General features: G+C 70.1%; 22 protein-coding genes. 6 read left to right on the top strand and 16 right to left on the bottom strand.

Annotation, left to right across the window (positions count from 1 at the left end; all coding sequences use genetic code 11):
* Position 1: 1 nt before the first annotated feature.
* Together ACWIGU_RS26875 and ACWIGU_RS26870 are read right to left on the bottom strand one after the other, a co-directional pair.
* On the bottom strand, positions 2–994 hold the full coding sequence (locus ACWIGU_RS26875) for an aldose epimerase family protein (protein WP_454404242.1): 993 nt from the start codon (positions 992–994) through the stop codon (positions 2–4).
* A 30-nt stretch (positions 995–1,024) separates the two neighbouring features.
* Positions 1,025–1,945 carry an SGNH/GDSL hydrolase family protein gene (locus tag ACWIGU_RS26870; protein ID WP_454404241.1) on the bottom strand — a complete coding sequence of 307 codons (921 nt, stop codon included), beginning with the start codon at positions 1,943–1,945 and terminating at the stop codon, positions 1,025–1,027.
* A gap of 380 nt (positions 1,946–2,325) precedes the next feature.
* On the opposite strand from ACWIGU_RS26870, the gene ACWIGU_RS26865 reads away from it, so the two are divergent.
* A complete protein-coding gene (locus ACWIGU_RS26865; protein WP_356272725.1) occupies positions 2,326–2,820 on the top strand; it encodes a DUF3145 domain-containing protein in 495 nt (164 codons plus the stop codon).
* A gap of 88 nt (positions 2,821–2,908) precedes the next feature.
* Here ACWIGU_RS26865 and ACWIGU_RS26860 read toward each other — a convergent pair whose 3' ends face one another.
* The 5 genes from ACWIGU_RS26860 to ACWIGU_RS26840 form a co-directional block, all read right to left on the bottom strand.
* Positions 2,909–4,180, bottom strand: coding sequence for a beta-ketoacyl-[acyl-carrier-protein] synthase family protein (locus tag ACWIGU_RS26860; protein WP_454404240.1), 1,272 nt, complete (start codon positions 4,178–4,180; stop codon positions 2,909–2,911).
* An 83-nt stretch (positions 4,181–4,263) separates the two neighbouring features.
* Entirely contained in the window at positions 4,264–4,512 is a 249-nt protein-coding gene (locus tag ACWIGU_RS26855) for an acyl carrier protein (protein ID WP_100591921.1), read from the bottom strand.
* 71 nt (positions 4,513–4,583) lie between these two features.
* Positions 4,584–5,615, bottom strand: a complete 1,032-nt coding sequence (locus ACWIGU_RS26850) for a beta-ketoacyl-ACP synthase 3 (protein ID WP_454404239.1) — start codon at positions 5,613–5,615, stop codon at positions 4,584–4,586.
* Positions 5,616–5,632: 17 nt separating this feature from the next.
* Positions 5,633–6,571, bottom strand: coding sequence for an ACP S-malonyltransferase (locus tag ACWIGU_RS26845; RefSeq protein WP_454404238.1), 939 nt, complete (start codon positions 6,569–6,571; stop codon positions 5,633–5,635).
* An 89-nt stretch (positions 6,572–6,660) separates the two neighbouring features.
* On the bottom strand, positions 6,661–7,875 hold the full coding sequence (locus ACWIGU_RS26840) for a PucR family transcriptional regulator (protein ID WP_100591924.1): 1,215 nt from the start codon (positions 7,873–7,875) through the stop codon (positions 6,661–6,663).
* Between the two features lie 95 nt (positions 7,876–7,970).
* On the opposite strand from ACWIGU_RS26840, the gene ACWIGU_RS26835 reads away from it, so the two are divergent.
* The gene (locus ACWIGU_RS26835; RefSeq protein WP_454404333.1) at positions 7,971–8,627 is read left to right on the top strand and encodes a pirin family protein; all 657 of its coding nucleotides are present in this window, start codon (positions 7,971–7,973) and stop codon (positions 8,625–8,627) included.
* Positions 8,628–8,684: 57 nt separating this feature from the next.
* On the opposite strand, the gene ACWIGU_RS26830 is transcribed toward ACWIGU_RS26835, so the two are convergent.
* Complete coding sequence (locus tag ACWIGU_RS26830) at positions 8,685–9,500, bottom strand: serine hydrolase domain-containing protein (protein ID WP_454404237.1); 816 nt, start codon at positions 9,498–9,500, stop codon at positions 8,685–8,687.
* A 148-nt stretch (positions 9,501–9,648) separates the two neighbouring features.
* On the opposite strand from ACWIGU_RS26830, the gene ACWIGU_RS26825 reads away from it, so the two are divergent.
* Positions 9,649–10,110: a MerR family transcriptional regulator gene (locus ACWIGU_RS26825; RefSeq protein ID WP_454404236.1), complete on the top strand. Its 462-nt coding sequence runs from the start codon at positions 9,649–9,651 to the stop codon at positions 10,108–10,110.
* 5 nt (positions 10,111–10,115) lie between these two features.
* The gene (locus ACWIGU_RS26820) at positions 10,116–11,144 is read left to right on the top strand and encodes an aldo/keto reductase (RefSeq protein ID WP_454404235.1); all 1,029 of its coding nucleotides are present in this window, start codon (positions 10,116–10,118) and stop codon (positions 11,142–11,144) included.
* 69 nt (positions 11,145–11,213) lie between these two features.
* Here ACWIGU_RS26820 and ACWIGU_RS26815 read toward each other — a convergent pair whose 3' ends face one another.
* The 7 genes from ACWIGU_RS26815 to ACWIGU_RS26785 all read right to left on the bottom strand — a co-directional run bounded on the left by ACWIGU_RS26815 (position 11,214) and on the right by ACWIGU_RS26785 (position 18,947).
* Positions 11,214–12,431, bottom strand: a complete 1,218-nt coding sequence (locus tag ACWIGU_RS26815) for an acyltransferase family protein (protein WP_454404234.1) — start codon at positions 12,429–12,431, stop codon at positions 11,214–11,216.
* A complete protein-coding gene (locus ACWIGU_RS26810) occupies positions 12,428–13,558 on the bottom strand; it encodes an alpha/beta hydrolase (RefSeq protein ID WP_454404233.1) in 1,131 nt (376 codons plus the stop codon). The genes ACWIGU_RS26815 and ACWIGU_RS26810 overlap by 4 nt, the downstream gene beginning before the upstream one ends.
* 185 nt (positions 13,559–13,743) lie before the next feature.
* Positions 13,744–14,421, bottom strand: a complete 678-nt coding sequence (locus ACWIGU_RS26805; protein WP_454404232.1) for a response regulator — start codon at positions 14,419–14,421, stop codon at positions 13,744–13,746.
* A 16-nt stretch (positions 14,422–14,437) separates the two neighbouring features.
* On the bottom strand, positions 14,438–15,802 hold the full coding sequence (locus tag ACWIGU_RS26800; RefSeq protein ID WP_454404231.1) for a sensor histidine kinase: 1,365 nt from the start codon (positions 15,800–15,802) through the stop codon (positions 14,438–14,440).
* Positions 15,803–16,002: 200 nt separating this feature from the next.
* Complete coding sequence (locus ACWIGU_RS26795; RefSeq protein ID WP_454404230.1) at positions 16,003–16,857, bottom strand: DUF4429 domain-containing protein; 855 nt, start codon at positions 16,855–16,857, stop codon at positions 16,003–16,005.
* Between the two features lie 76 nt (positions 16,858–16,933).
* The gene (locus tag ACWIGU_RS26790) at positions 16,934–18,142 is read right to left on the bottom strand and encodes an alpha/beta hydrolase family protein (RefSeq protein WP_454404229.1); all 1,209 of its coding nucleotides are present in this window, start codon (positions 18,140–18,142) and stop codon (positions 16,934–16,936) included.
* Between the two features lie 160 nt (positions 18,143–18,302).
* Positions 18,303–18,947, bottom strand: coding sequence for a TetR family transcriptional regulator (locus ACWIGU_RS26785; protein WP_454404228.1), 645 nt, complete (start codon positions 18,945–18,947; stop codon positions 18,303–18,305).
* Positions 18,948–19,062: 115 nt separating this feature from the next.
* On the opposite strand from ACWIGU_RS26785, the gene ACWIGU_RS26780 reads away from it, so the two are divergent.
* Both ACWIGU_RS26780 and ACWIGU_RS26775 read left to right on the top strand, forming a co-directional pair.
* A complete protein-coding gene (locus ACWIGU_RS26780; protein WP_356272749.1) occupies positions 19,063–20,673 on the top strand; it encodes an MFS transporter in 1,611 nt (536 codons plus the stop codon).
* A gap of 232 nt (positions 20,674–20,905) precedes the next feature.
* Positions 20,906–21,277 carry a peptidase inhibitor family I36 protein gene (locus ACWIGU_RS26775; protein WP_100592554.1) on the top strand — a complete coding sequence of 124 codons (372 nt, stop codon included), beginning with the start codon at positions 20,906–20,908 and terminating at the stop codon, positions 21,275–21,277.
* A 79-nt stretch (positions 21,278–21,356) separates the two neighbouring features.
* On the opposite strand, the gene aceE is transcribed toward ACWIGU_RS26775, so the two are convergent.
* Positions 21,357–24,104: a pyruvate dehydrogenase (acetyl-transferring), homodimeric type gene (aceE, locus tag ACWIGU_RS26770; RefSeq protein WP_454404227.1), complete on the bottom strand. Its 2,748-nt coding sequence runs from the start codon at positions 24,102–24,104 to the stop codon at positions 21,357–21,359.
* Positions 24,105–24,436: the final 332 nt, after the last annotated feature.

Genomic DNA, 24,436 nt, shown 5'->3' with positions numbered 1-24,436 from the left:
TTCAGGCGCGGGTGCCGAACCCGTACACGGTCTCGGAACGGAACACCTGACCCGGCCTCAGTTCCGTCGACGGGAACTGGGGCCGGTTGGGGGAGTCCGGGAAGTGCTGGGTCTCCAGGGCGATCCCGGCGCCGGGCGCGAACGGCAGCGTCGCGTCGAAGTGGTCGCCCGTGTACAGCTGGAGCCCCGGCTCGGTCGTCGCGACGGTCAGCGTCCGCCCCGACGCCGGGTCGTGCAGCGCGGCGACCTCCGCCGGTGCCTCGGTGACCCCCTTGTCGAGCACGTAGTTGCGGTCGTGGCCGAGCCCAGGCTTCCGCGGCTCCCGGAAGTCGAAGGTCGTCCCCGCCACCTCGGTGAACTCACCGGTCGGGACCAGATCCCCGTCCGCCGCGGTGAACCGCGAGGCCGCGATGCGCACCTCGTGCCCGCCCGCCGCGTCACCGGAGTCCGCGCCGCCCAGATTCCAGTACGAGTGGTTCGTCAGGTTCACGACGGTCGGCGCGTCGGTCACCGCCTCGTACGCGATCCGTAGCGCCCCGCCCTCGTCGAGCGTGTACGTCGCCGAGACCTCCATGCGCCCCGGGAAGCCCTCCTCGCCGTGCGGGCTCACCCGGTGCAGCCGCACACCGTGTTCCAGCGGGTCCGCGTCCCACACGCGCTTGTCGAAGCCGCGCTCGCCGCCGTGCAGCGCGTTCGTCCCGTTGTTCTGCGCCAGGTGGTAGGTCCGGCCGTCGAGCGGGAAGCGGCCGCCCGCGATCCGGTTCGCGTACCGGCCGACCAGCGCGCCCAGGAACGGCCCCGGATGGGCGAGATACCCGTCCAGAGTGGGAAACCCGAGCGCCACGTCCGCCGTGGTACCGGCCCGGTCGGGAACCTCCGCCGACTGCACGATCCCGCCGTACGTCAGGACGCGCACCCGCACCCCGCCGCGTTCGAGAGTCCAGCGGTGGACGGGCGTGCCGTCGGGGAGCGTGCCGAAGAGTTCGCTGCGCATGATCGAGACCTTACGCCGGGAGCCCCCGGCTCAGGTGATCGGCTCCTTGGCCGTCACCCGTCGGTACGCCATCGCCGCGAGCCGCGACTGGCCGTCCTTGCTGGGGTGGAACCAGTCCCAGTGACTCAGCTGCTTCCCGTCGAACCGGTAATCGAAGACCGCCCCGCCGTCGTACCGGCACCGCCGGTCCTTCGCGCACACGTCCGCGAGCACCTCGTTGTACGCCACCACCCGGTCCTGCACCGAGGCCCGACGCTGCGTCGCCGCCGCCGCGAGGTCGTCCGGGTCGGCCAGCATCGACGAGCAGATGCCGAGCTTCCACACCTGCTTGCCCAGCGGATTCGTCCGGCCCGCCGACCACAGGCGCATGAGGTCCGGCACGCTCGACACATACACCTGCGCCTTGGGCACCTCCCGCCGCAGCGTGCGCATCGCTTCCTCGAAGTCGGCGCGGAACATGTCGACCGGCGTCATCGAGGCGGGCGTCGGCCGGCAGGCGTCGTTGGCCCCCGCCATCACCGTCACCAGGCCCGGCGACACCGCGGCCGCCTGCTCCATCTGCGCGGGAAGGTCAGCCATACGTGCACCGGTGCGCGCGTAATTCCAACTGTGCGTGGCCGCCCGGTCCTTCCCCAGGAGCCGGACCGCGAGGCTGCGCACCCCGCTGTCCGAACCGGTCGCCCACGACACCTCCGGGCAGTCCGTGAGGACCGAGCAGGCGTCGAAGCCCCGCGTGATGGAGTCGCCCACGGCGGCAACCGAGCGCGGGCTCGTGTCCCACCTGGGGGTGGGCTTCGGGGACGGCTTCGTACCGGCCGTACTGCCCTTCGGTCCTGGGGAGTTGTCGCCGATCGCGTCGCATGCGGCGAGGCCCGCGGCACCGAGCAGAACCGCCGTCACACCGGCGACAACGGCCCGGACGGCAGCTGACCGGTGGCTTCGGATCCGCATCCCGTTGTCCTCTCTCACCGCTTCTGGCCGCCGCCGGCGCATCTGTCGTCGAACGTGACGCCGCGCACCCCGCCGCGGTTGAGTCCCCGCGGGTGAAACGTGGGCGTGTGAGGGCGCCGGGACCGACGGTACGTCACACTCCTTGCGCCGCCACACGGTAGCCTCGCCCCGTGGCGGCCCGGCCACTGCTGTCACGGCAGCGACAGGGCGGTCGGCCGACCCGGTGAAGCCCCGCAGCACAGCTTCCGCTAAATTACATCACGTCACATCTGTCCCTTTTTTCCTGGTTCCCCTGGTTCAACTGGTCTTTGGGGAAAACTGCTCGGCACGGGCGCGAGGCCGCCGGGGAAGGCGAACCTCGTCCCACACTGGAGGTCCCGGTGACGACACGTGGAGTCCTGTACGTGCACTCCGCACCGCGCGCGCTGTGCCCGCACGTCGAATGGGCAGTCGCGGGCGTGCTCGGCGCGCGTATCAACCTCGACTGGATCCGGCAGCCGGCGGCGCCGGGCACCTGGAGATCCGAGTTCTCCTGGCGCGGTGAGGCGGGCACCGCCTCGAAGCTGGCGTCCGCCCTGCGCGGCTGGCAGCTCCTGCGTTTCGAGGTGACCGCGGAACCCTGCGCGACGGCCGAGGGCGAGCGCTACAGCGCCACACCCGAACTGGGCATCTTCCACGCCGTCACCGGAATCCACGGCGACATCCTCATCCCCGAGGACCGGCTGCGCGCCGCGCTCACCCGTTCCAAGGGCGGCGAGACGGACCTGGAAGCCGAACTCGCCAAGCTCCTCGGCAAGCCCTGGGACGACGAACTGGAACCCTTCCGCTACGCGGGCGAGGGCGCCCCGGTGCGGTGGCTGCACCAGGTGGTGTGAGGCGTTCGGATGTAGTGGTTCGCAGGTGCCGAAGGGGCCCCCACCGTGATGGTGGGGGCCCCTTCGGCTACGTACGTGTACGCGGGGGTCAGACCGAGCGGAACGCCAGCACGACGTTGTGTCCGCCGAAGCCGAACGAGTCGTTCAGCGCGGCGATGCGGCCCTCGACGGGCAGCTTGCGGGCCTCACCGCGGACGATGTCGGCGGCGGCTTCCGCCTCCGGGTCGAGGTTCTCGACGTTGATCGTCGGCGGAGCCACCCGGTGGTACAGGGCGAGCACCGACGCGACCGACTCGATACCGCCGGCGCCGCCGAGGAGGTGGCCCGTCATCGACTTGGTGGCGGAGACCGCCATGTGGTCGGTGTCGTCGCCGAAGACCTTGCGCAGCGCCTTGAGCTCGGCCACGTCACCGGCCGGCGTCGAGGTCGCGTGCGCGTTCACGTGCACGATCTCGGCCGGGTCCAGGTCGGTGTTGTCGAGCAGGTTCTGCAGGGCCTGCGAGATGCCGCGGCCGCCCGGCTCCGGCTGGACGATGTCGTGGCTGTCGGCGGAGATGCCCTGGCCGACCGCCTCCGCGTAGACGCGGGCACCGCGCTTGGCGGCGTGCTCGGCGGACTCGAGGATCAGGACACCGGCGCCCTCACCGAGGACGAAGCCGTCCCGGCCGACGTCGTAGGGACGCGAGGCGCCCTGCGGGTCGTCGTTGTTCTTGGACATCGCCATCATGTTGCCGAAGGCGGCGATGGGCAGCGGGTGGATGGCCGCCTCGGTGCCACCGGCGACCACGACGTCCGCACGGCCCGTGCGGATCATCTCGATCGCGTAGCCGATGGCCTCTGCGCCGGACGCGCAGGCGGAGACCGGGGTGTGCACACCCGCGCGGGCGTTCACGGCCAGGCCCACGTTGGCCGAGGGGCCGTTCGGCATGAGCATCGGGACGGTGTGCGGGGAGACGCGGCGTACGCCCTTCTCCTTCAGCACGTCGTACTGGTCGAGGAGAGTCGTCACGCCGCCGATGCCGGAGGCGATGACCGCGCCGAGCCGGTCGGGGGCGACGGAGGGGTCCTCACCGGCCTTGTCGGTGTAACCGGCGTCGGCCCAGGCCTCCTTGGCCGCGATCAGCGCGAACTGCGCCGAGCGGTCCAGGCGGCGGGCCTGCGGGCGCGGGATGACCTCGCTCGGTTCCACGGCGATCTGCGCCGCGATGCGGACCGCCTGGTCGGCGGCCCACTCCTGTTCGAGGGGACGGACACCGGAACGACCGGCGACCAGACCCTCCCAGGTGGACGTCGCGTCGCCACCCAGCGGTGTGGTTGCGCCGATACCGGTGACGACCACGGTGCGATTGGTCGGGCTCACAGGAATTCTTTCTCCAACGGATGCGAGGGATTCAGCGGCGCCACCGCCGGGTGGCGGAGCGGCAGCACTAGGCGAGCGGTTGATCAGGCCTGGTGCTTGACGATGTAGTCGGTGGCGTCACCGACGGTCTTGAGGTTCTTGACGTCGTCGTCCGGGATCTTGACGTCGAAGCGCTCTTCGGCGGCGACGACGACCTCGACCATGGACAGCGAGTCGACGTCCAGGTCGTCGGTGAAGGACTTGTCCAGCTGGACGTCCTCGACCGGGATGCCGGCGATCTCGTTCACGATCTCCGCGAGACCGGCGACGATCTCTTCCTGAGTGGCGGCCATGTTGGCGCTCCTTCTTACGTATCCAGAGGGTGTGGCGGCGTTTGTGCCCGGAGTGATCCGGGACGGTCTGCCTAGGGGAGGGTAACGACCGTGGCGGCGTAGACGAGACCCGCCCCGAAGCCGATGACGAGGGCGGTGTCGCCGCTCTTCGCCTTCCCGGTCGCCAGAAGCCGCTCCATCGCGAGCGGAATCGAGGCGGCCGAGGTGTTGCCGGTGGTCTCGATGTCACGGGCGACCGTGACATGCTCCGGCAGTTTCAGAGTCTTCACCATCGAGTCGATGATCCGCATGTTTGCCTGGTGCGGAATGAAGACGTCCAGGTCGTCCGCGCTGATCCCGGCCGCGTCCAGCGCCTGCTGGGCAACCTTCGCCATCTCGAACACGGCCCAGCGGAACACCGCCTGGCCCTCCTGCGTGATCGCAGGGAACTTGATGTCGCCCTTGCTGTCGAGCGGCAGCTTCGACACATCGCCGACGCGGAACTCGTCCCACGGCACGGTCTGCTTGATCGTCTCGGACTTGTCGCCCTCGGAACCCCAGACGGTGGGACCGATGTGCGGCTCCTGCGAGGGGCCGACGACGACGGCGCCGGCGCCGTCACCGAACAGGAAGGCCGTCGCGCGGTCCTCCAGGTCGGTCAGGTCGCTCAGCCGCTCCACGCCGATCACCAGCACGTACTCGGCGCTGCCCTCGACGATCATGCCCTTGGCGAGGGTCAGGCCGTAGCCGAAGCCCGCGCACCCGGCGGAGATGTCGAACGCGGCAGCCTTGGCGGTGCCGAGCTTGTCCGCGATCTCGGTCGCGATGGCCGGGGTCTGCTTGAAGTGCGACACGGTCGACACGACCACGGCGCCGATCTGCTCCGCGCTGATCCCGGCGTCCGCGATGGCCTTGCCGGAAGCCTCGATCGACATCGCGGCCACGGTCTCCGCGTCGGAGGCCCAGTGGCGCGTCGCGATGCCCGAACGGGAGCGGATCCACTCGTCGGACGAGTCGATCTTCTCGAGGATCACCTCGTTCGGCACGACCCGCGTCGGCCGGTAACCGCCGACGCCCATGATGCGCGCGAACGGGGCGCCCTGACTGGGCTTGATCTTCGACATGCTCTCGGGGCTCCTTGTCAGGCCGTCTGCGTGTCCGCCGCGGCGGAGGTGTGATCGGCGATCAGGGCGCGGGCTGCGTCGAGGTCGTCGGGGGTCTTGAGGGCGAGGGTCTGCACGCCCGGCAGGGCGCGCTTGGCGAGACCGGTGAGGGTGCCGCCCGGGCACACCTCGACGAGCGCGGTCACGCCGAGCTTCTTGAAGGTCTCCATGCACAGGTCCCAGCGCACCGGGTTGGCCACCTGGCCGACCAGGCGAGAGACGACCTCGGCACCGGTGTCGACCGTCTGCCCGTCCTTGTTCGACACGTACACGACCGTGGGGTCGGCCGGGGTGAGGGACTGGGCGGCCTCTTCCAGAGTCGCCACCGCGGGAGCCATGTGGCGGGTGTGGAACGCGCCGGCAACCGTCAGCGGCACGACCCGGCGTACGCCCTCGGGCTTGTCGGCCTCGAGCGCGGCGAGCTCCTCGAGGGTGCCGGCGGCCACGATCTGGCCCGCGCCGTTCACATTCGCCGGGGTCAGGCCCAGCTTCGCCAGGTGCGCGGTGGTGACCTCCGGGTCGCCGCCGAGCAGGGCGGACATACCGGTCTTGGTCACGGCGGCCGCCTCGGCCATGGCCAGGCCGCGCTTGCGCACGAGCTGGAGGGCGGCGGTGTCGTCGAGCACCCCGGCGAAGGCCGCCGCGGTGATCTCGCCGACGCTGTGGCCCGCGACGGCGTCAGGAGCGATGTCGCCAAGTGCCGCGGCCGACAGGAGTCCGGCCGCGACGAGCAGAGGCTGAGCGACGGCCGTGTCACGGATCGCGTCCGCGTCGGCCTGCGTGCCGTAGTGGGCAAGGTCGAGCCCGATGGCGTCCGACCACGCGGCGACGCGGTCTGCGGCACCGGGGAGGTCTAGCCAGGGAGACAGGAAGCCGGGCGTCTGAGCGCCTTGGCCGGGAGCGACGAGTACGAGCACTCTCACACTCTCTCTTGTGGACGGCCACGGCCGCCCGTGGGGACAGGGACGAAGAACCGAAGGGGGAATTGTAGGCCCCCGACAAAAGGCTACGACTGAGGATCTGCGTCGGCCAGGCGCCCCAGGATCAGCGCGATCCGCAGCGTGAACGCCGACCTGACATCGGAGGGGGACCAGCCGGTGACGTCTGTCACACGTCGGAGCCGGTAGCGGACGGTGTTCGGGTGGACGAAGAGCATCCGGGCCGCCCCTTCGAGACTGCTCGCCTGTTCCAGATAGACGCTGAGCGTCTCCAGGAGAGCCGAACCGGCCTCCTCGAGTGGTCTGTAGATCTCCTCCACCAACTGCTCGCGCGCGGCAGGGTCGCTCGCGATCGCCCGCTCAGGAAGGAGATCATCCGCCAGAACGGGGCGCGGAGCGTCCTGCCACGCCCCGCACGCCTTGAGTCCGGCGGCCGCGGCCTGCGCCGACCTGGTCGCGGCGAGCAGGTCGGGAACCACGGGGCCGGCCACCACAGGACCCGCCGCATACGGGCCGATCAGCGACTTCGCGACCTGGAGCGGATTGTTGTTGCCGCCGGCGATGACGACGAGGCGGTCGCCGAGCACCCCGGTCAGGACCTGGAGCTTGGCGTGCCGGGCGGCCCGGCGGATCGCCTCGACGGTCAGCTCGCTGTCCCCGTCGGGGGCGGTGCCGAGCACCACGCACACGTGCTCCGGCGAGTTCCACCCGAGCGCCGCGGCCCTGCTGACGGCACCCTCGTCGGCCTCGCCCGAGAGAACCGCGTTGACCACCAGGGACTCGAGCCGGGCGTCCCAGGCGCCGCGCGCCTCGGCCGCCTGCGCGTAGACCTGGGCGGTCGCGAAGGCGATCTCCCGTGCGTAGACGAGCAGTGCCTCACGCAGGATCGACTCGTCGCCGGGCGCCGCGACCTCGTCGATCGCGGACTCCATGACCTCGATGGTCGTGCGGACCATCTCCACGGTCTGGCGCAGGGTGATGGCCCGGGTCAGCTCGCGGGGTGCGGTGCCGAAGACGTCGGTCGAGATCGCCTGCGGGGCGTCCGGGTGCCGGAACCACTCGGTGAAGGCCGCGATACCTGCCTGCGCGACCAGCCCGATCCAGGAGCGGTTCTCCGGTGGCATCGCCCGGTACCACGGCAGCGTCTCGTCCATGCGCGTAATGGCCTGCGCGGCGAGGCTCCCGGACGACTTCTCCAGGCGCTTCAGGGTCGCGGAGTGCGGGTGGGGGTTCGCACGGCGGTCGCGATGGTCCGGGGCTTCGTTCGCTGAGGGTTCGGGCACGGGGACAAGACTGCCTTATCGGGACGGCTCCGCGGAGTGGAGGGTGCAAGGTGGCCGCGTGGACGTCCCCGTCCGGGTCTACCGTGTACGGCGTGATGGAAGTACGTCGCTCCGGCGACCGGTACCCCGGCGGCGAGCCGGACGCCGGAATCGAGTCGTTCCACGCCTTCTCCTTCGGGCCCCACTACGACCCCGACAACCTGCGCTTCGGATCGATCCTGGCCTGCAACGAGGAACGCCTCGCGCCGGGCGCGGGCTTCGACGAGCATCCGCACAGCCACACCGAGATCGTCACCTGGGTCGTCTCGGGCCGGCTCACCCACCGCGATTCGACGGGGCACGAGTCCGTGGTCGCCCCGGGCGACGTGCAGCGCCTGAGCGCGGGCGGCGGAGTGCGTCATGTCGAGCGCAATGACGGCCCCGACCCGCTCGTCTTCGTCCAGATGTGGCTCGCTCCTGTGGAACCGGGCGGCGACCCCGTCTACGAGGTCGTGCACGGCATCGCCGACTCCACGCCCTACGACGTCCCCGAGGCCGGCTCCCTCCTGCATGTGCGCCGCCTCGGAGCGGGAGAGCGCGCCGCCGTCCCGGACGCGGCCCAGGTGTACGTGCATGTCGTCCGCGGTGAAGTGGTGCTCGGCGGTGAGGAGTTGGGTGCGGGTGACTCGGTCAGGATCGCCGGGGAATCCGGCCTCGAAGCCGTGGCGTCAGGACCGGCGGAACTGCTGCTGTGGGAGATGGCCGCCCGCTGAGGCCTCCCTTGCGAACGGCCGTGCGCCCCTCACGCGTGACCGCTCAAGACCGACCCCTCACACCTCGGCGAGCACCGCGTCCGTGAAGGGGGGCCACACCTCGGCCGCCCACGGCCCGAAGGCCCGATCGGTCAGCGCCACACACGCGACACCCGCGTCGGGGTCGACCCACAGGAAAGTGCCCGACTGCCCGAAGTGCCCGAACGTCCGCGGCGACGACGAACTGCCCGTCCAGTGCGGCGACTTGGAGTCCCTGATCTCGAAGCCGAGCCCCCAGTCGTTCGGGTTCTGGTGCCCGTACCCCGGCAGCACGCCCTTGAGGCCCGGATACTGAACGGTCATCGCCTCGGCGACCGTCCGCGGATCGAGCAGCCGGGGAGCCTGCACCTCGGCGGCGAACCGCGTCAGATCGTCCACGGTCGACACCCCGTCCTTGGCGGGCGAACCCTCCAGCGAGGTCGAGGTCATCCCGAGCGGCTCGCATACCGCCTGGTGCAGATACTCCGCGAACGGGATCTCCGTCGCCTTCGCGATGTGGTCACCGAGTACCTCGAACCCCGCATTCGAGTACAGCCGCCGTGTACCGGGCGCCGACGTCGCCCGGTGCTCGTCGAAGGCGAGCCCGGAGGTGTGCGCGAGGAGGTGGCGCACCGTGGAACCCTCGGGGCCGGCCAGCTCGTCGAACTCGATCGCGCCCTCTTCGTAGGCGACGAGGGCGGCGTAGGCGGCGAGCGGCTTGGTGACCGAGGCCAGCGGGAAACGGTGGGCCGTCGGACCGTGCACCCCGAGGACCGTGCCGTCCGCGCGGACGACGGCTGCGGCGGCGGTCGGTACCGGCCAGTTCTCGATCATCGCAAGGCTCTGCATGGCCACGAGCCTAACGGGCCCCGCGAGGACACCCTCCTGTGCCCACGAGCTGGGCCGGGCCGTCGCGCGGGCCGAGTCGCATCGACGGACGCCGTCCGGAATTCCTCCCCAATGCGCTTGCTTGGAGTGCACTTCAACGTTCTAGCGTGGGGGCATGACGGTGATGGAGACCACCCCCGCACCCAGCAAGGCCGACGCCTGCGCATCGGCCCCCACCGCTCACCCGCGCCCGGAGGGCCAGGACCACTACACGATCAGCGAGGTCGTGGCCTTCACCGGACTGACCGCCCACACGCTGCGCTGGTACGAGCGGATCGGGCTCATGCCCCACATCGACCGCTCGCACACGGGCCAGCGCCGCTACACCAACCGGGACCTCGACTGGCTCGCCTTCGTGGGCAAGCTGCGGCTGACCGGGATGCCGGTGGCACACATGGTGCGCTATGCCGAACTCGTGCGGGTCGGTGAGGACACCTTCGAGGAGCGTCGCGCTCTGCTCGAATCGACGCGCAGGGACGTGATGTCCCGGATCGCCGAACTCCAGGACACCTTGTCCGTACTCGACCTCAAGATTGACTTCTATGCGGGCGCCCGGCGGGCGTCGGAGAGGGCCTGAACCGAATGAGCAGCACGGAGCAGCCGCAGCGGATTTCCACTGTGGAGTTGGGAAACAACGGGCCCTTGGTGGGCGTGCAGGGCCTCGGCTGCATGGGCATGAGCTGGGCCTACGGTCCGACGGACGCCGACGAGGCGCGGGCCACCCTGGAGCGGGGCCTGGAACTCGGCGTCACCTTGTACGACACCGCCGACGCCTATGCCGCCGGCGAGAACGAGAAGTTCCTTGCTCCCTTCCTCAAGGCGCACCGTGACGAGGTGGTGCTGGCCACCAAGTTCGCCCTGGGCGTGGACCCGAGCGACCCCACGAAGCGCGTCATCAACAACGATCCCGAGTACATCCGAGCCTGCATCGACGCCAGCCTCCAGCGTCTCGGCGTGGACACGATCGACCTCTACTACATGCACCGCCGTGACGTGAACGTGCCGATCGAGGAGACCGTCGGCGTGATGGCCGAACTCGTCGCCGCCGGCAAGGTCAAGCACCTCGGCCTGAGCGAGGTCACCGGCGGCGAACTGCGCGCCGCCCAGGCCGTGCACCCGATCGCCGCCCTCCAGTCCGAGTGGTCGCTGTTCAGCCGCGACATCGAGAAGGAGGTCGTGCCGACCGCCGCCGAACTGGGTGTGGCCCTCGTGCCGTACTCGCCGCTCGGGCGCGGCTTCCTCACCGGCTCCTTCGTCAGCGCCGACAAGGAGCTCGGCGCGGACGACTTCCGTCGCCAGCAGCCCCGCTTCACCGGCGACAACGCCGCCGCCAACGCGGCCCTGCTCGCGCCGGTGCGCCAGGTTGCCGAGGCCCATGGCGCTTCCCTCGGCCAGATCGCCCTGGCCTGGGTGCAGCAGCAGTCGGGGGCCTTCGGACTCCCCGTCGTCCCGATCCCCGGCACCCGCAAGCGCAGCCGCATCGAGGAGAACGCCGCGGCCACCCGCATCACCCTCACCGACGCCGAACTCGCCCTGATCGCCCCCATCGCCTCCCAGGTCGCGGGCGACCGCTACGCCGACATGACCTTCACCTCGGCGGGGCGCGAGTAACACCCCGGTGCCACCTACCCGGTCCGCCGCCGTGGGCATCTACTGCCCCGGTGGCGGCCGGCCGGCACCTCACGCGAGCCCCAGCGCGAACACCGCGAACCCCGCGGCCAGCAGCCCGGCCAACGCCCGCCGCGCATGCGTCGCCCGCTTCCAGGGAGCCTCGAAGCCCCGCGTGTATCTGCCGATCAGCACGAGCAGCCCGGCGAAGACCGGAAGCCACGCGATCCTCGCCGCTATCCAGCCCAGCGAGTCCGGACTCGTCGTCAGGCCGGGTATCGCACCGGCGAAGGAACCCGGTATCGCCGCTGTCAGCAGCGCCGTCTGGTGCCAGCAAAGGATCGTCATCGCTGAGAGGTTGATGACGACGACCGGCGCCCACAGCGCGGGCCGCCGCAGTACCCGGCCGATCCGGTCCCGCAGGAGCATCGCCGCACCGCTCTGCGCGGCCGCAAGCGCGAGCACCAGCAAGGACGGCGGATGGGAGTTCGTCCGAGCCTCGCCCGGCACGCCCACCATCGACTCCGGGTAGTGGAACGCGAGGAGCAGTGTCGCGAACAGCGCGGCGCCGCCGATCAGCAGCGCCCACGCACCACGCCTTCCGATCCTCTTCTCACTCCAGCAGACGCCCAGTTGGTAGGCGAACATCCAGCCGGGGAGCACGTTGAGCAGGCTCAGCCAGGACGGCATGGCATCCGCATACGGCCCGTAGCGCAGGAAGTCGATCACGGCTACGGACCCGAGCAGCGGTGCCGCCGCCCACGCCCCCAGCTTCCCGGCGGCGCGTACGCAGTACGGCGTGAGCGCGGTGATCACCGTGTAGACGCCCACGAACCACAGCGGCTGTATCACCAGGGTCGAGCCCGTGTGCAGGGTCTTCTCCGGCACTCCGAGCGCGTACAACGCGGGGATCAGCGCGGCGCACACCGCCGTCACCCCGAGGACCGGGCGGCCCAGACGTGCCAGCCGGCCGCGCAGCCAGACGCTCGTCGACCCGCCCGCCTCCAGTGTCCGCCGGTACGACAGAACGGATGCGTAGCCCCCCACCAGGAAGAAGATGCCGAGCATCTGCAGCACCCAGCTGATCGGGGCGAGGAATCCGAAGGAGGACAGCGGGCTCGTGTTGTGCAGCGCGCCCTGGCCGTCGAGGGAGAAGCCGCCGAGGAGCCAGTGGCCCATGGGTACGGCGAGCAGCGCGAGTGCGCGCAGTCCGTCTATCGCCCGATCCCGGTGGGCCGGTGTCTTCGCGTCGATGGCGGACGCGGCCCTGCGCAGAATCGCGATACTCATGACGTCGCTCCAGTCGCGATACGGGTGAAAGCGCGCAGCGAGTCCGTGCCGGGCGCGAAGTAGCCGGTGTGGCCCTCGGCGTCGTGGGCCGGGATGCGGCGGGCGCCGAAGGAGGGGTCGGTCGGGTCGGTGCCGTGGCCCAGGCCGAACAACTCGACGTTCGGCACGCGGCCGATCCAGTCGCTGTCGTCCCGCGCGGCCCAGACCCGGGCCTTGGTGCGCAGTTCGGCCACCTTGTCCGCGCGCAGGCCCGGGGAGCCGAGCACCACGAGGTCGGACACGGGCAGTCGGGCGGCGGAGAGTCCGCACACCACCGATCCGTAGCTGTGGCAGAAGACGGAGGGGCGCGGCGCGCCCGACGCCGTCAGGCCCTGGACGAAGCGGGTCAGTCTTGGCGCGCCCGCCTCGGCGAGCCGGCCGGTGGCGGCGTCCGGCCCCAGGCCGACAGGCGTCGTGTATCCCACCCACGCCACGACCGCCGTGCGGCCGCCCGACGCCTCGTACAGCGAGCGGGCCATCCCCGCAGGGGTGCCGTACGGATTCGTGGCCCGGTCGAACGAGCTCAGGTCGATGTCCGAGCCGGGCACGACGACGGACACATGCTCGGCGCCCGCCAAGTCCCCGAATACCTCGGCCACCTGGCCGCGGCCTCGCGGGTCGAAGGCCAGTATCTGCCGTCCGGGCTTCAGGAGTTCGGTGTATCGGGTGACGAGGAAGCGGACCTGCGCGTGGTCCTGGGATGTGAGCGAAGGGTCCACCGCACGCGCCCGGGCCCGGTTACGCTCGGCTTTCAACGCACGCGTGTTGGCCTCGTAGCGAAGATCCGCAGGAACGCCGTCCAGATTGCCGACCACGGTCGGATGCCGAGCGACCAGATCCTGCCGCTCGGCGTCGTCCAACCCGCGGAAGAACGCCGCCACCTGGGCCGGCCTCGCGGTCGCCGGATCGGGCAGCCCGACGCCGAGGGCGTGATCCGCACGCCAGGATGCCGCGCCGGGCGGCGGACCCGTGAGGGGGCTCTGCTCGCTGCCGACGGCCCAGCCCGTCGTGCCCGCCACGACAGTCGTCGTGAGCGCGGCGGCGACCAGTGTCCTACGGCCGCGTTGTTTCCATGAGCGCAGGCGCATCGCCCGTCTCCCCTCCGTCCGGTGGCGTGACGAGGGGAAGGTAGGAAGACGACGCCCGGCTCCACGTCACACCGGGGAGCCAACTCTCGGGTGATACCCGGGTATTCGGAGGTGCTACTCAGGTAGGGGGTACGCCGGGAAGACCCGCGCTGACCTGGGCGCGGCGTGTGATACCGAGCTTGGGCCTACTGGTCGCCGGGCGTGACGAGGCCGGTCTCGTAGGCGAAAATCACGGCCTGCGCCCGGTCGCGCAGCCCCAACTTCGCGAGCACACGGCCGATATGGGTCTTCACGGTTTGCTCCGCGAGGACCAGCTTCTGCGCGATCTCCTGGTTGGACAGGCCCCGGGCGATGAGTTCGAGGACCTCTGTCTCGCGTGGCGTCAGACAGTTCAACTCCGGAGAGCGGTCCCTGCGACCGGACGGGCGCTGCCTCGCGATGTCCTCGATGAGCCGGCGCGTGACCGTCGGGGCGAGCAGCGCCTCTCCGGCGGCCACCACACGCACCGCCGCGATGAGGTCGGCAGGCGGTGCGTCCTTGAGGAGGAAACCCGAAGCGCCCGCGCGCAGTGCCTCGTACACATAGTCATCCACGTCGAACGTGGTCAGCATGAGGACCTTGGGACGGTGGATCACGCCCGGCGGAGGGTCGAGGAGTGCGCGGGTCGCCGCGATCCCGTCCATCTCGGGCATCCGCACGTCCATGAGGACGACATCCGGATGGGTGGTCCGGCTGACGTCGACACCCTGCTTGCCGTCCGGAGCCTCGCCCACGACGTCGATGTCGCTCTGCGCGGCCAGCAGCGCGGCGAACCCCGCTCGCACCATGGCCTGGTCGTCGACGATGATCACGCGGATGGTCATGCGGTGCCGAATTCCTTTACGACGAGGGGGAGTCGGGCTCGGCCAGCGGGAGTCGGGCCGCGACGCGGAAGCCTCCCCCGGGCAGTGGGCCCACGTCGAGTGTGCCGCCGACCAACCGTACGCGCTCGTGCATCCCGATGAGACCGTGTCCTGTGCCGGTCGTCTCCACGGGTGAAGCGTGCTCGCCCGCCGGGCCGTTGACCACGATCACCAGCAGGGCGTCCTCGTCCTTGGAGACGGAGATCTGAGTCCGGGCACCGGGAGCGTGCCGCACGACATTGGCCAGGGCCTCCTGCACGATGCGGTACGCGGAGAGGTCCACCGCGGGCGGCACGTCCGTCAGCTCCCCGACGAGTGTCAGCTCGGGCATCGACAACTCCGCCGGGACACCGCCCCGTACTGTGGCCTCCACCAGTTGCTGAAGTCGGCCGAGACCCGGCTGAGGCGCGCGCTCGCCGCCCGGGGCGTCCTCGCTGCGCAGCACCGCGAGAAGCCGCCGCATCTCACCGAGCGACTCCCTGGCGCCCGCCGCTATCGAACCGAACTCCTCGCACGCCTCGGGGGTCAGGCCCTGGAGCCGGTACGGCGCGGAGTCCGCCTGCACCGTGATGACCGACATGTGATGAGCCACGACGTCGTGCAACTCCCGCGCGATACGCGCCCGTTCCTCGAGGAGGGTGCGCTGGGAACGCTCGGCCTCGTTGATCGTCTCCTGCTCGACGAGTCTGCGCTGTGCTTCCCCGCGCTCGCGCAGCAGCGTCCCGAGCAGCAGCACCCCACCGCTCAGCACGATCATCAGCACGCTCGTGGCCTGGCTGTCCGAGGGGCGGAACATGTCGAGGGCGAGTCCGGACACCACCGTGACCAGCCAGACCCCCAGGACCGTGCGTCTGCCCTCCCGCAGGGACAGGACGAAGCACAGGGCCAGATATCCCACGATGACCATGGGAGTCCAGGGCGCGGCGTGCTGGGAGGCCGATCCCTGGATGACCATCGCCCCGACGATGTCCGCGACGATCACGATGCCCCACGCGAGCAGCGGCCGGCTGACGGCGAGCAGCAGGGGAGCGGCCTGGGCGACGCCCAGGGCGCCGGCGAGCCCGCCGGGGACCCCGTAGTCGTTCGACAGGACCTGCGTGGTGACCGGGATCAGTGTGGCGACGAAGCCCAGCGCAAGCACATAGGGGACCAGCCGCACCCATCGGCTCGACGAGTGGCCGAGCAGGGGCTCGGCCGGTCCGGCGGGAGCGGCGAGCGAGGCCCCGGCCGCCCGCAGCCCGCCGAGGACGGCGGCGAGCACGCGGCGCGGGCCCCTCGGCGGTGCGGCCTTGCCGTCCGGCGGGCGGGGCTCCTGGTCAGGTGCAGTCGATGCGGGGCTCATGGCCTGCTCAGCGTAGGCAACAACCACCCGCGGTGCCGTCATACCGAGGAGCTCACCTGACCCCTTACCCAGGTATGACATGAGAGGCCGACCGACGGACACCGAACCTCGAAGAAGTCACGTGCGCCAGGGCCGCACCCGGAGCCGCACCTCATGCCGGGGTCGCTCGCCCCCATGCCGGGCTCGCACCCCGGGCCGCCCTACAGCTCAGCCAGCAGCTCGGCCTTCTTCGTGGAGAACTCGGCGTCCGTGACGAGGCCCGCCTGGTGCAGCTCGCCCAGGTGACGGATGCGGTCGGCGATGTCCGCGGGGTCACGCCGGGCAGGGGAGGCGCCGGACGCGGGCACGGCCGAGCCGGCTCTCACGGCCGCGAGGATGGACGCGGCGAAGGGCAGTGACTCGTGCACGGGCCCGTACCCGAGACCGAAGATCACAGCGGCCGGGTCCTGGTCGGCCTGAGCGGGCTGCTCGGACGTGTCGCGGCGCAACAGCCGCAGGTGGCCCTCGAAGACCTCGGGCGAACGCCATTCGACGCCGCTCAGATCCGAGACGGGAAAGCTCTTGTCGCCGGCCTTCCACTTCGCGGACGACGCCCCGGTCCAGAACCATCGGAACGCCACGGACTTACCGTCGAAAGAGGCCTTGCCGTCGTAGGCCTTGAAGTGCAGTGGCGCCTCGGGCGCTGCCACCAGGTAGCGGCCCGCCGGTGCGCCGTCGTCCAGGGCCAGCACGTCGCGCAGCTCGTCCGCGTAGTACTCGGCGAGTGTCTCCCGCTCGGCGGGCAGGACGAGCCGGTAGGGGTCGCACCCCTCCTTGAGCTGTCCCGCTGCCGCGTCCATCAGCGGATCGGCGCCCGGTCTCGGCACGGCGCGCAGGATGACGGTCCCGCGCTTGCCAGGAGTGAGTGTCACCGCCGCGATCGCCTCATAGGGGATGCGGCGCTCACCGAGTGCTTGGAGCAGCTTCGGCGTGCGGATTCCCCGTTCGAAGCGGATGAGCACGGAGTCGGACCCGAACTCCCAGGCGGCATGAAATCCGGCCAGTACGTCACCCATGCGGCTCATCGTATGCGGCACGCGCGCCTCCGTCCCCTGTTGCGTCGTGCCCCTGTTTCACCGATTTCTACGCGCGTCAGGCCGATGTTGTGCCGGAAGATCCGTCACGACAGGTGTCATGCCCGCTCGCACATCGCAGGGTGCGGTACGAACCGATGCCGATGTCGGCGAAGTTGCTGAGGCTCTCCGTACCCGGCTCGAAATAGCCGGTGTGCCCGCGCGCGCCCGCTGCCGACAGGACCCGGGCGCCGAATCCACGGGAGACGGGGTCGGCGCCGTGACCGATCCCGCCGACCTCCAGGTACGGCACGTCCTGGATCCAGTCGTCGCTGTCCCGCATCGCCCACACACGCGCGTGGGTGCCCAGTTTCGCGGCCTTCTGGGCGCGCATTCCGGGGCTGCCGGCCACCGCTATGTCGCTCACCCGGGAGGGCAGCTTGTGAGCGGCGACACCGCACACCACGGAGCCATAACTGTGGCAGTACAGGGCCACCGGAGTGCGGCCCGGCAGCGCGCGTACCAGGGCGTTGAGCCGGGTCGCGCCCTCTTCCGCGCGCATCGCGGTGGCCGCGTCGACGCCGAGGCCCGCGGGCGTCGTGTAGTCGGCCCAGGCGATCACGGCGGTGCGTGTGCCGGGGCCGGCGGCGCGCTCCGCGCGGTACAGGGAGCTGGCCATGCCGACCGGCGCCGAGTACTTGCGGACGGTCCGCTGGAACGTGAGGAGGTTGGTGTCGACGCCGGGGACCACGACCGAGACGCGCTGGGCCTTGTCGAGGTCCCCGAAGACCTCGGCGACGCGGCCGGTGCCCAGGGGGTCGAAGGCGAGGATCTTGCGGTCGGGGCGCATCAGCGACGCGTACCGGTTCATGCGCTGGCCGGCGTCGTGCTGTCCCGCGGCGGAGAGCCGGTTGTCGTGCGTGCTCTTGCGCGCCACCTTGCGTGCCTGGTCGAGGGCGATGCGGTTGGCGCGGTAGCGCAGCTCCACCGGCGCGCCGTTCATATTGCCGACGGCGAGCGGGTAGTGCATGGCGAGCCGGGTGCGCTGCTGGCTGGTGAGTGAGGCGAAGAACTGCGCGAGGCGGGCGGGCGAGCCGTCCGGGTTCGGCAGAGCGCGCCCGTTGAGGTGGCCGTGCTCCCACGCCGTGACGGCGGCGTTGAGTGGCGAGGTGACGCCCTTGTGGCGCACGGCGGTCCAGCCGGTGGTCGCCAGCATGACGAACACGACGGCCAGTGCGAGCAATGCGCGCCAGACGCTGAGTTGCGGGGATGAGTCGAAGGAAGTCACTGCGGGACACCCTAGGAGAACCGCGGACCAACCCGCGAAATCGGTGAGGCAGATCACGTTTCCGGCGGGTCAATTAGGGCAAACCGGGCCTAGCTTAGGTGGTGTCGTCACAGTCCGTAGGTGTCGATTGCGCCCCACGCGCGCGGGAGTGCACGGTCGGTCACTCTGCGCGCCACTTCCCCGCCAACACCGGCCCCAGTTGGTCGAGATAGGACTCCGTGACCTCGCGGATCGACTCGACGCTGATGTCCTCGCCGGCGCCCCACAGTCGCCCGGCCATGCGCATCACGCCTGTGAACGCGGCCACCGTCACGCGGGGGCGCAGATCCGCCTCCACGTCGAGGCCCTCGCGCTCGGCGATCACGCGTGCGATCTCCTCCTCCAGCTCAGTGGAGCGACGCAGGTGGACGGCGATCAGGGAAGGGGTGGATTCGATCATCTGGTAGGTGCGCATGTGGAGTTCGACCGGAACGACTTCCTCGATGGGCTCACCGAGGGAGTCCCAGGCGTCGAGCACGGCACCACGCAGGGCCTCGAACGGGCTGTCGCCCGCGGGGCGTTCGCGCAGGAGGGCGATGAAGCGGGACTCCACCATGTCCTGGACCGCGAACGCGGTCTCTTCCTTGCTGGTGAAGTACCGGAAGAAGGTGCGCTGCGAGACGTCGACGGCCTCCGCGATTTCGTCAACCGTCGTGCGGTCGTACCCCTTTGTGGTGAAGAGTTCCAGTGCGGAGCGCAGCAGGGCGTCGCGGGTGCGCTGCTTCTTGCGTTCCCGCAGCCCTGAACGCTCTTCCTGCGTCTTCACTCGCGCCCCTCTTTTCGCCTGTTTGCGCAGCTCAGCTTACCTGTGAGCGACATGACAGTTACCGACTTGTGAATTGGTTTGTCAACTGTCAGTCGCTGTCATTAGCCTCGAACGCATGACTAGTCAGACCACCGTCGACAAGGCGGACAAGGCTCCGGAGCCCGTGTCCGTTCCGGCCCCGGCCAAGGGGCTTCGCGGCCACCCCTGGCTGACGCTGTTCTCCGTCGCGATCGGCGTGATGATGGTCGCCCTCGACGGCACCATCGTGGCCATCGCCAACCCGGCCATCCAGAAGGACCTCGGCGCGAGCTTCGCCGATGTCCAATGGATCACCAACGGCTACTTCCTCGCCCTCGCGGTCACTCTCATCACCGCGGGCAAGCTCGGCGACCGTTTCGGTCACCGGCAGACCTTCCTCATAGGCGTGATCGGGTTCGCCGCGGCCTCGGGGGCCATCGGCCTGTCGGACAGCATCGCTCTGGTGGTTACCTTCCGGGTGTTCCAGGGACTGTTCGGCGCGCTCCTCATGCCGGCCGCGCTCGGCCTCCTGCGGGCCACCTTCCCCGCCGAGAAGCTGAACATGGCGATCGGCATCTGGGGCATGGTGATCGGCGCCTCGACCGCGGGCGGCCCGATCCTCGGTGGGCTGCTCGTCCAGCACGTCAGCTGGCAGTCCGTCTTCTTCATCAACGTCCCTGTCGGCGTCATCGCCCTCGTCCTCGGGCTCCTGATCCTCAAGGACCACCGCGCAGAGAACGCGCCGCGATCCTTCGACATCCTCGGCATCGTGCTGCTCTCCGGCGCGATGTTCTGCCTGGTCTGGGCGCTCATCAAGGCCCCGACGTGGGGCTGGGGCGACGGCCTGACCTGGACGTTCCTGGCGGCCTCCGTGCTGTGCTTCGCGCTCTTCGCGATCTGGGAGACGCGCGTCAAGGAGCCGCTGATCCCGCTGGCCCTGTTCCGTTCGGTGCCGCTGTCTGCCGGCGTGGTCCTGATGGTGCTCATGGCCATCGCCTTCATGGGCGGCCTCTTCTTCGTCACCTTCTACCTGCAGAACGTGCACGGTATGAGCCCCGTCGACTCCGGTCTGCACCTCCTGCCGCTGACCGGAATGATGATCGTGGGCTCGCCGCTGGCGGGCGCGATGATCACGAAGGTGGGTCCGCGCATCCCGCTCGCGGGCGGCATGCTGCTCACCGCCGTCGCCATGTACGGCATGTCCACGCTGGAGTCGGGCACGGGCAGCGGCGCCATGTCGCTGTGGTTCGCCCTCCTCGGCCTGGGCCTCGCGCCCGTCATGGTGGGCGCCACCGAGGTCATCGTGGGCAACGCCCCGATGGAGCTCTCCGGCGTCGCGGGCGGCCTCCAGCAGGCCGCCATGCAGATCGGCGGAAGCCTCGGCACCGCCGTGCTCGGCGCCGTGATGGCCTCGAAGGTGGACAACGACCTCGCGGGCAACTGGACCGACGCCAAGCTTCCGCCGCTCACGCCCGCCCAGCTGGACCAGGCGTCCGAGGCGGTCCAGGTCGGTGTGGGCCCGGTCCCGAAGGGCACCCCGCCCGGGCTTGCCGAGAAGATCACCTCGGTCGCGCACGACACCTTCATCTCCGGCATGAGCCTGGCCTGCCTGGTCGCCGCGGGCGTCGCCGTCGTGGCGATCTTCGTCGCGCTCCTGACCAAGCGGGGAACGAACGCTGAGGCGGGCGCGGGGGCCGCACACATCTAGCGCCTCTCAGGGGAGCGCTCATCGGGCCCCTCGGGGGAAACCCGTAGACCCCCCCGAGGCATCCTCGCACCCACCCCGAAATGCCCTCAGGGAAATCCTGGGGGCATTTCGCTTATCCGAGTGATCTGATCCGTCAGCTCTTCCCGTCTGATCGCCCACCGGGCCAGAGTGCAGACAAGTGACCAGTACGACACGGGGGTTGAACGATATGGGTACGAGGATGCGCGCCGCGATGGGTACGACGCTGCCGATGACGGCAGCGGCCGCTCTGGCGGCCGTCCTGCTGACACCGGTCCATGCCGGAGCCGCCGCTCCGCCGACATCGGGGGACTGCGCGGCGGGGGAGCTGTGCCTGTGGGAGAAGCCGGCGTTCAAGGGGCACCGGCAGACGTACGAGCTGTCCGGGATCGACATCGAGAGCTGCGTCGCGCTGCCGGAGGGGGGCAGCGCGCAGGCTCTCGCCAATCGCACCGGACGGCCGGTCACGGCCTACCAGTCCGCCGAGTGCGCCGAGACGGGGGAGTTCCAGACCTATCCCGGCAGCGGCACATGGGCGCCCCAATCCCCTTACCGGGTACGGGCGTTCAAGGTCTGGGAGCGCTGAGATGAAAGAAGGCGAGGTGCGGTGCGGCCCCCGTGGCCGCACCGCACCTCGAACCTCTACGACAGTTGGGACCAGGCCCCTACGCGTCGCCGCCCGCCGGGCCGGGGTCGGCCGCCGAGACGTCGAGGAGCTGGTAGCGGTCGATCGCCTGCTTCAGGACCGAGCGGTCGATCTTGCCCTCGCGGGCCAGCTCCGTGAGCACGCCCACCACGATCGACTGGGCGTCGATGTGGAAGAAACGACGGGCCGCGCCGCGCGTGTCCGCGAAGCCGAAGCCGTCCGCGCCGAGCGACTGGTACGTGCCCGGCACCCAGCGGGAGATCTGGTCGGGCACGGACCGCATCCAGTCGGAGACCGCGACGAACGGACCCTCCGAGCCGGACAGCTTCCGCGTGACATAGGGGACGCGCTGCTCCTCGTCGGGGTGCAGCAGGTTGTGCCGCTCCACCTCGACGGCCTCGCGGCGCAGTTCGTTCCACGAGGTCGCCGACCAGACGTCCGCCCTGACGTTCCACTCCGCGGCGAGGATCTGCTGAGCCTCCAGAGCCCACGGCACCGCGACACCCGAAGCGAGGATCTGCGCCGGGCTGGTACCCGAAGTGCCCGGGCTGAAGCGGTGGATGCCCTTGAGGATGCCTTCCACGTCGACATCGGCGGGCTCGGCCGGGTGCTGCAGCGGCTCGTTGTAGACAGTGAGGTAGTAGAAGATGTCCTCGCCGTGCGGATGCTCGGCGGTAGCGCCGTACATGCGTCGCAGACCGTCCTGCACGATGTGCGCGATCTCGAAGCCGAAGGCCGGGTCGTAGGCGACGCAGGCTGGGTTGGTCGAGGCGAGCAGCTGCGAGTGACCGTCGGCGTGCTGCAGACCCTCACCGGTCAGGGTCGTCCGGCCGGCGGTCGCCCCCAGCACGAAACCACGAGCCAGCTGGTCGGCCATCTGCCAGAACTGGTCGCCCGTGCGCTGGAAACCGAACATCGAGTAGAAGACGTAGACCGGGATCAGCGGCTCGCCGTGCGTCGCGTACGCCGATCCCGCGGCGATCAGCGAGGCCGTGCAGCCCGCCTCGGAGATGCCGTCGTGCAGCATCTGGCCCGTCGGCGACTCCTTGTACGCGAGCAGCAGATCGCGGTCCACGGACTCGTACTGCTGGCCGAGCGGGTTGTAGATCTTCGCGCTCGGGAAGAACGAGTCCATGCCGAACGTGCGGTACTCGTCCGGCGCGATCAGGACGAAGCGCCGACCGATCTCCTTGTCCCGCATGAGGTCCTTCAGCAGCCGCACGAACGCCATGGTGGTGGCGATCGACTGCTGGCCGGAGCCCTTCTTCACGCTCGCGTACGTCTTGTCGTCGGGGAGCGGAAGCGGCTTGGACCGCACGACGCGGGTCGGCACATAGCCGCCGAGCGCGTGCCGGCGGTCGTGCATGTACTGGATCTCCTCCGAGTCGCGGCCCGGGTGGTAGTACGGCGGGGCGCCGTCCTCGAGCTGCTTGTCGGTGATCGGCAGGTGCAGACGGTCGCGGAAGCCCTTGAGGTCGTCGACCGTCAGCTTCTTCATCTGGTGGGTCGCGTTGCGGCCCTCGAAGTTGGGGCCGAGGGTCCAGCCCTTGACCGTCTGCGCCAGGATGACCGTCGGCTGGCCCTTGTGATCCTTGGCCGCCTGGAAGGCCGCGAAGATCTTCTTGTGGTCGTGCCCGCCGCGCCCCAGGTGCAGGATCTGGTCGTCGGTCATGTTCTCGACCATCGCGCGCAGCCGGTGGTCGCCACCGAAGAAGTGGTCGCGGATGTACGAGCCGGGCTCGGTGGCATACGTCTGGAACTGGCCGTCGGGCGTGGTGTTCAGCTTGTTCACCAGGACGCCGTCGCGGTCCTGCGCGAGCAGCGGGTCCCAACTGCGGTCCCAGACCAGCTTGATGACGTTCCAGCCGGCGCCGCGGAACTGCGACTCGAGCTCCTGGATGATCTTGCCGTTGCCGCGGACCGGGCCGTCGAGGCGCTGCAGGTTGCAGTTCACCACGAAGGTCAGGTTGTCGAGGCCCTCGCGGGCCGCGATCGACAGCTGGCCGAGCGACTCCGGCTCGTCCATCTCGCCGTCGCCGAGGAACGCCCAGACGTGCGACGCGGAGGTGTCGGCGATGTCGCGGGCCTGCATGTAGCGGTTCATCCGCGCTTGGAAGATCGCGCCCAGCGGGCCGAGGCCCATGGAGACGGTGGGGAACTCCCAGAAGTCCGGCATCAGCCGGGGGTGCGGGTACGACGACAGGCCGTACGGGGCCTTCGACTTCTCCTGGCGGAACGAGTCGAGCTGGCCCTCGGTGAGGCGGTCCAGGAGATAGGCGCGGGCGTAGATGCCCGGCGACGCATGGCCCTGGAAGAAGATCTGGTCGCCGCCCGTGCCGTCGTCCTTGCCGCGGAAGAAGTGGTTGAAGCCCACGTCGTAGAGCGAGGCGGAGGAGGCGAAGGTGGCGATGTGGCCGCCGACCCCGATGCCGGGGCGCTGGGCGCGGGAGACCATCACCGCGGCGTTCCAGCGGGTCGCGTTGAGGACCTTGCGCTCGATCTCCTCGTTGCCGGGGAAGAAGGGCTCGTCCTTGGTCGCGATCGTGTTGATGTAGTCCGTGCTGCGCATCTCGGGCACGGCCACGCGCTTCTCGCGGGCGCGCTCGATCAGCCGGAGCATCAGGAAGCGGGCCCGCTCGCGCCCGCGCTCGTCGACGGCGGCGTCGAGGGAGTCGAGCCATTCCTGGGTCTCTTCGGGATCGAAGTCCGGGACCTGGCTGGGGAGGCCGCCAATGATGATCGGATTGCGATCGGATCCGGAAACCACGCTGTTCCTTCACTGTCGGTCGAGATGTGCAATTGGGTGCAATGGGGCTGCGCCGCTCCCCATCGTGTACCTCGGGGACGCAATCGTCATCTGTACCGAGGGGTAATCCGGGTGATTCCCCGGGGATCCCCGGACGGGTGCGACCAAATCGCAACGATACGCTCATGTGGTTCACCGGTTTCGTGAGGCCGTTCGGCCGAGGTGGACGACCGTCATCCACAGGGTGGGCAAATCCGGCAGATCGGTGTGGCATAGATCACCGACCTGCGGGGATCCTTGACTGGAGTTGCGGCGACACCGCCTGGAACGTCACCGTTTCGGCGGTCTCGGGG

This window comes from Streptomyces sp. NPDC055400 (genome assembly GCF_053644375.1).
The sequence above is the reverse complement of the archived record's forward strand: the minus strand, read 5'-3'. Positions and strand labels throughout refer to the sequence as shown.

Coding starts and splice junctions, on each gene's coding strand:
- ACWIGU_RS26835 (WP_454404333.1), top strand. CDS start 7,971: ATGGAAGTACGTCGCTCCGGCGACCGGTACCCCGGCGGCGAGCCGGAC.
- ACWIGU_RS26775 (WP_100592554.1), top strand. CDS start 20,906: ATGGGTACGACGCTGCCGATGACGGCAGCGGCCGCTCTGGCGGCCGTC.
- ACWIGU_RS26810 (WP_454404233.1), bottom strand. CDS start 13,558: ATGCGCCTGCGCTCATGGAAACAACGCGGCCGTAGGACACTGGTCGCC.
- ACWIGU_RS26820 (WP_454404235.1), top strand. CDS start 10,116: ATGAGCAGCACGGAGCAGCCGCAGCGGATTTCCACTGTGGAGTTGGGA.
- ACWIGU_RS26795 (WP_454404230.1), bottom strand. CDS start 16,857: ATGGGTGACGTACTGGCCGGATTTCATGCCGCCTGGGAGTTCGGGTCC.
- ACWIGU_RS26805 (WP_454404232.1), bottom strand. CDS start 14,421: ATGACCATCCGCGTGATCATCGTCGACGACCAGGCCATGGTGCGAGCG.
- ACWIGU_RS26780 (WP_356272749.1), top strand. CDS start 19,063: ATGACTAGTCAGACCACCGTCGACAAGGCGGACAAGGCTCCGGAGCCC.
- ACWIGU_RS26870 (WP_454404241.1), bottom strand. CDS start 1,945: ATGCGGATCCGAAGCCACCGGTCAGCTGCCGTCCGGGCCGTTGTCGCC.
- ACWIGU_RS26800 (WP_454404231.1), bottom strand. CDS start 15,802: ATGAGCCCCGCATCGACTGCACCTGACCAGGAGCCCCGCCCGCCGGAC.
- ACWIGU_RS26855 (WP_100591921.1), bottom strand. CDS start 4,512: ATGGCCGCCACTCAGGAAGAGATCGTCGCCGGTCTCGCGGAGATCGTG.
- ACWIGU_RS26815 (WP_454404234.1), bottom strand. CDS start 12,431: ATGAGTATCGCGATTCTGCGCAGGGCCGCGTCCGCCATCGACGCGAAG.
- ACWIGU_RS26825 (WP_454404236.1), top strand. CDS start 9,649: ATGACGGTGATGGAGACCACCCCCGCACCCAGCAAGGCCGACGCCTGC.
- ACWIGU_RS26850 (WP_454404239.1), bottom strand. CDS start 5,615: ATGTCGAAGATCAAGCCCAGTCAGGGCGCCCCGTTCGCGCGCATCATG.
- ACWIGU_RS26875 (WP_454404242.1), bottom strand. CDS start 994: ATGCGCAGCGAACTCTTCGGCACGCTCCCCGACGGCACGCCCGTCCAC.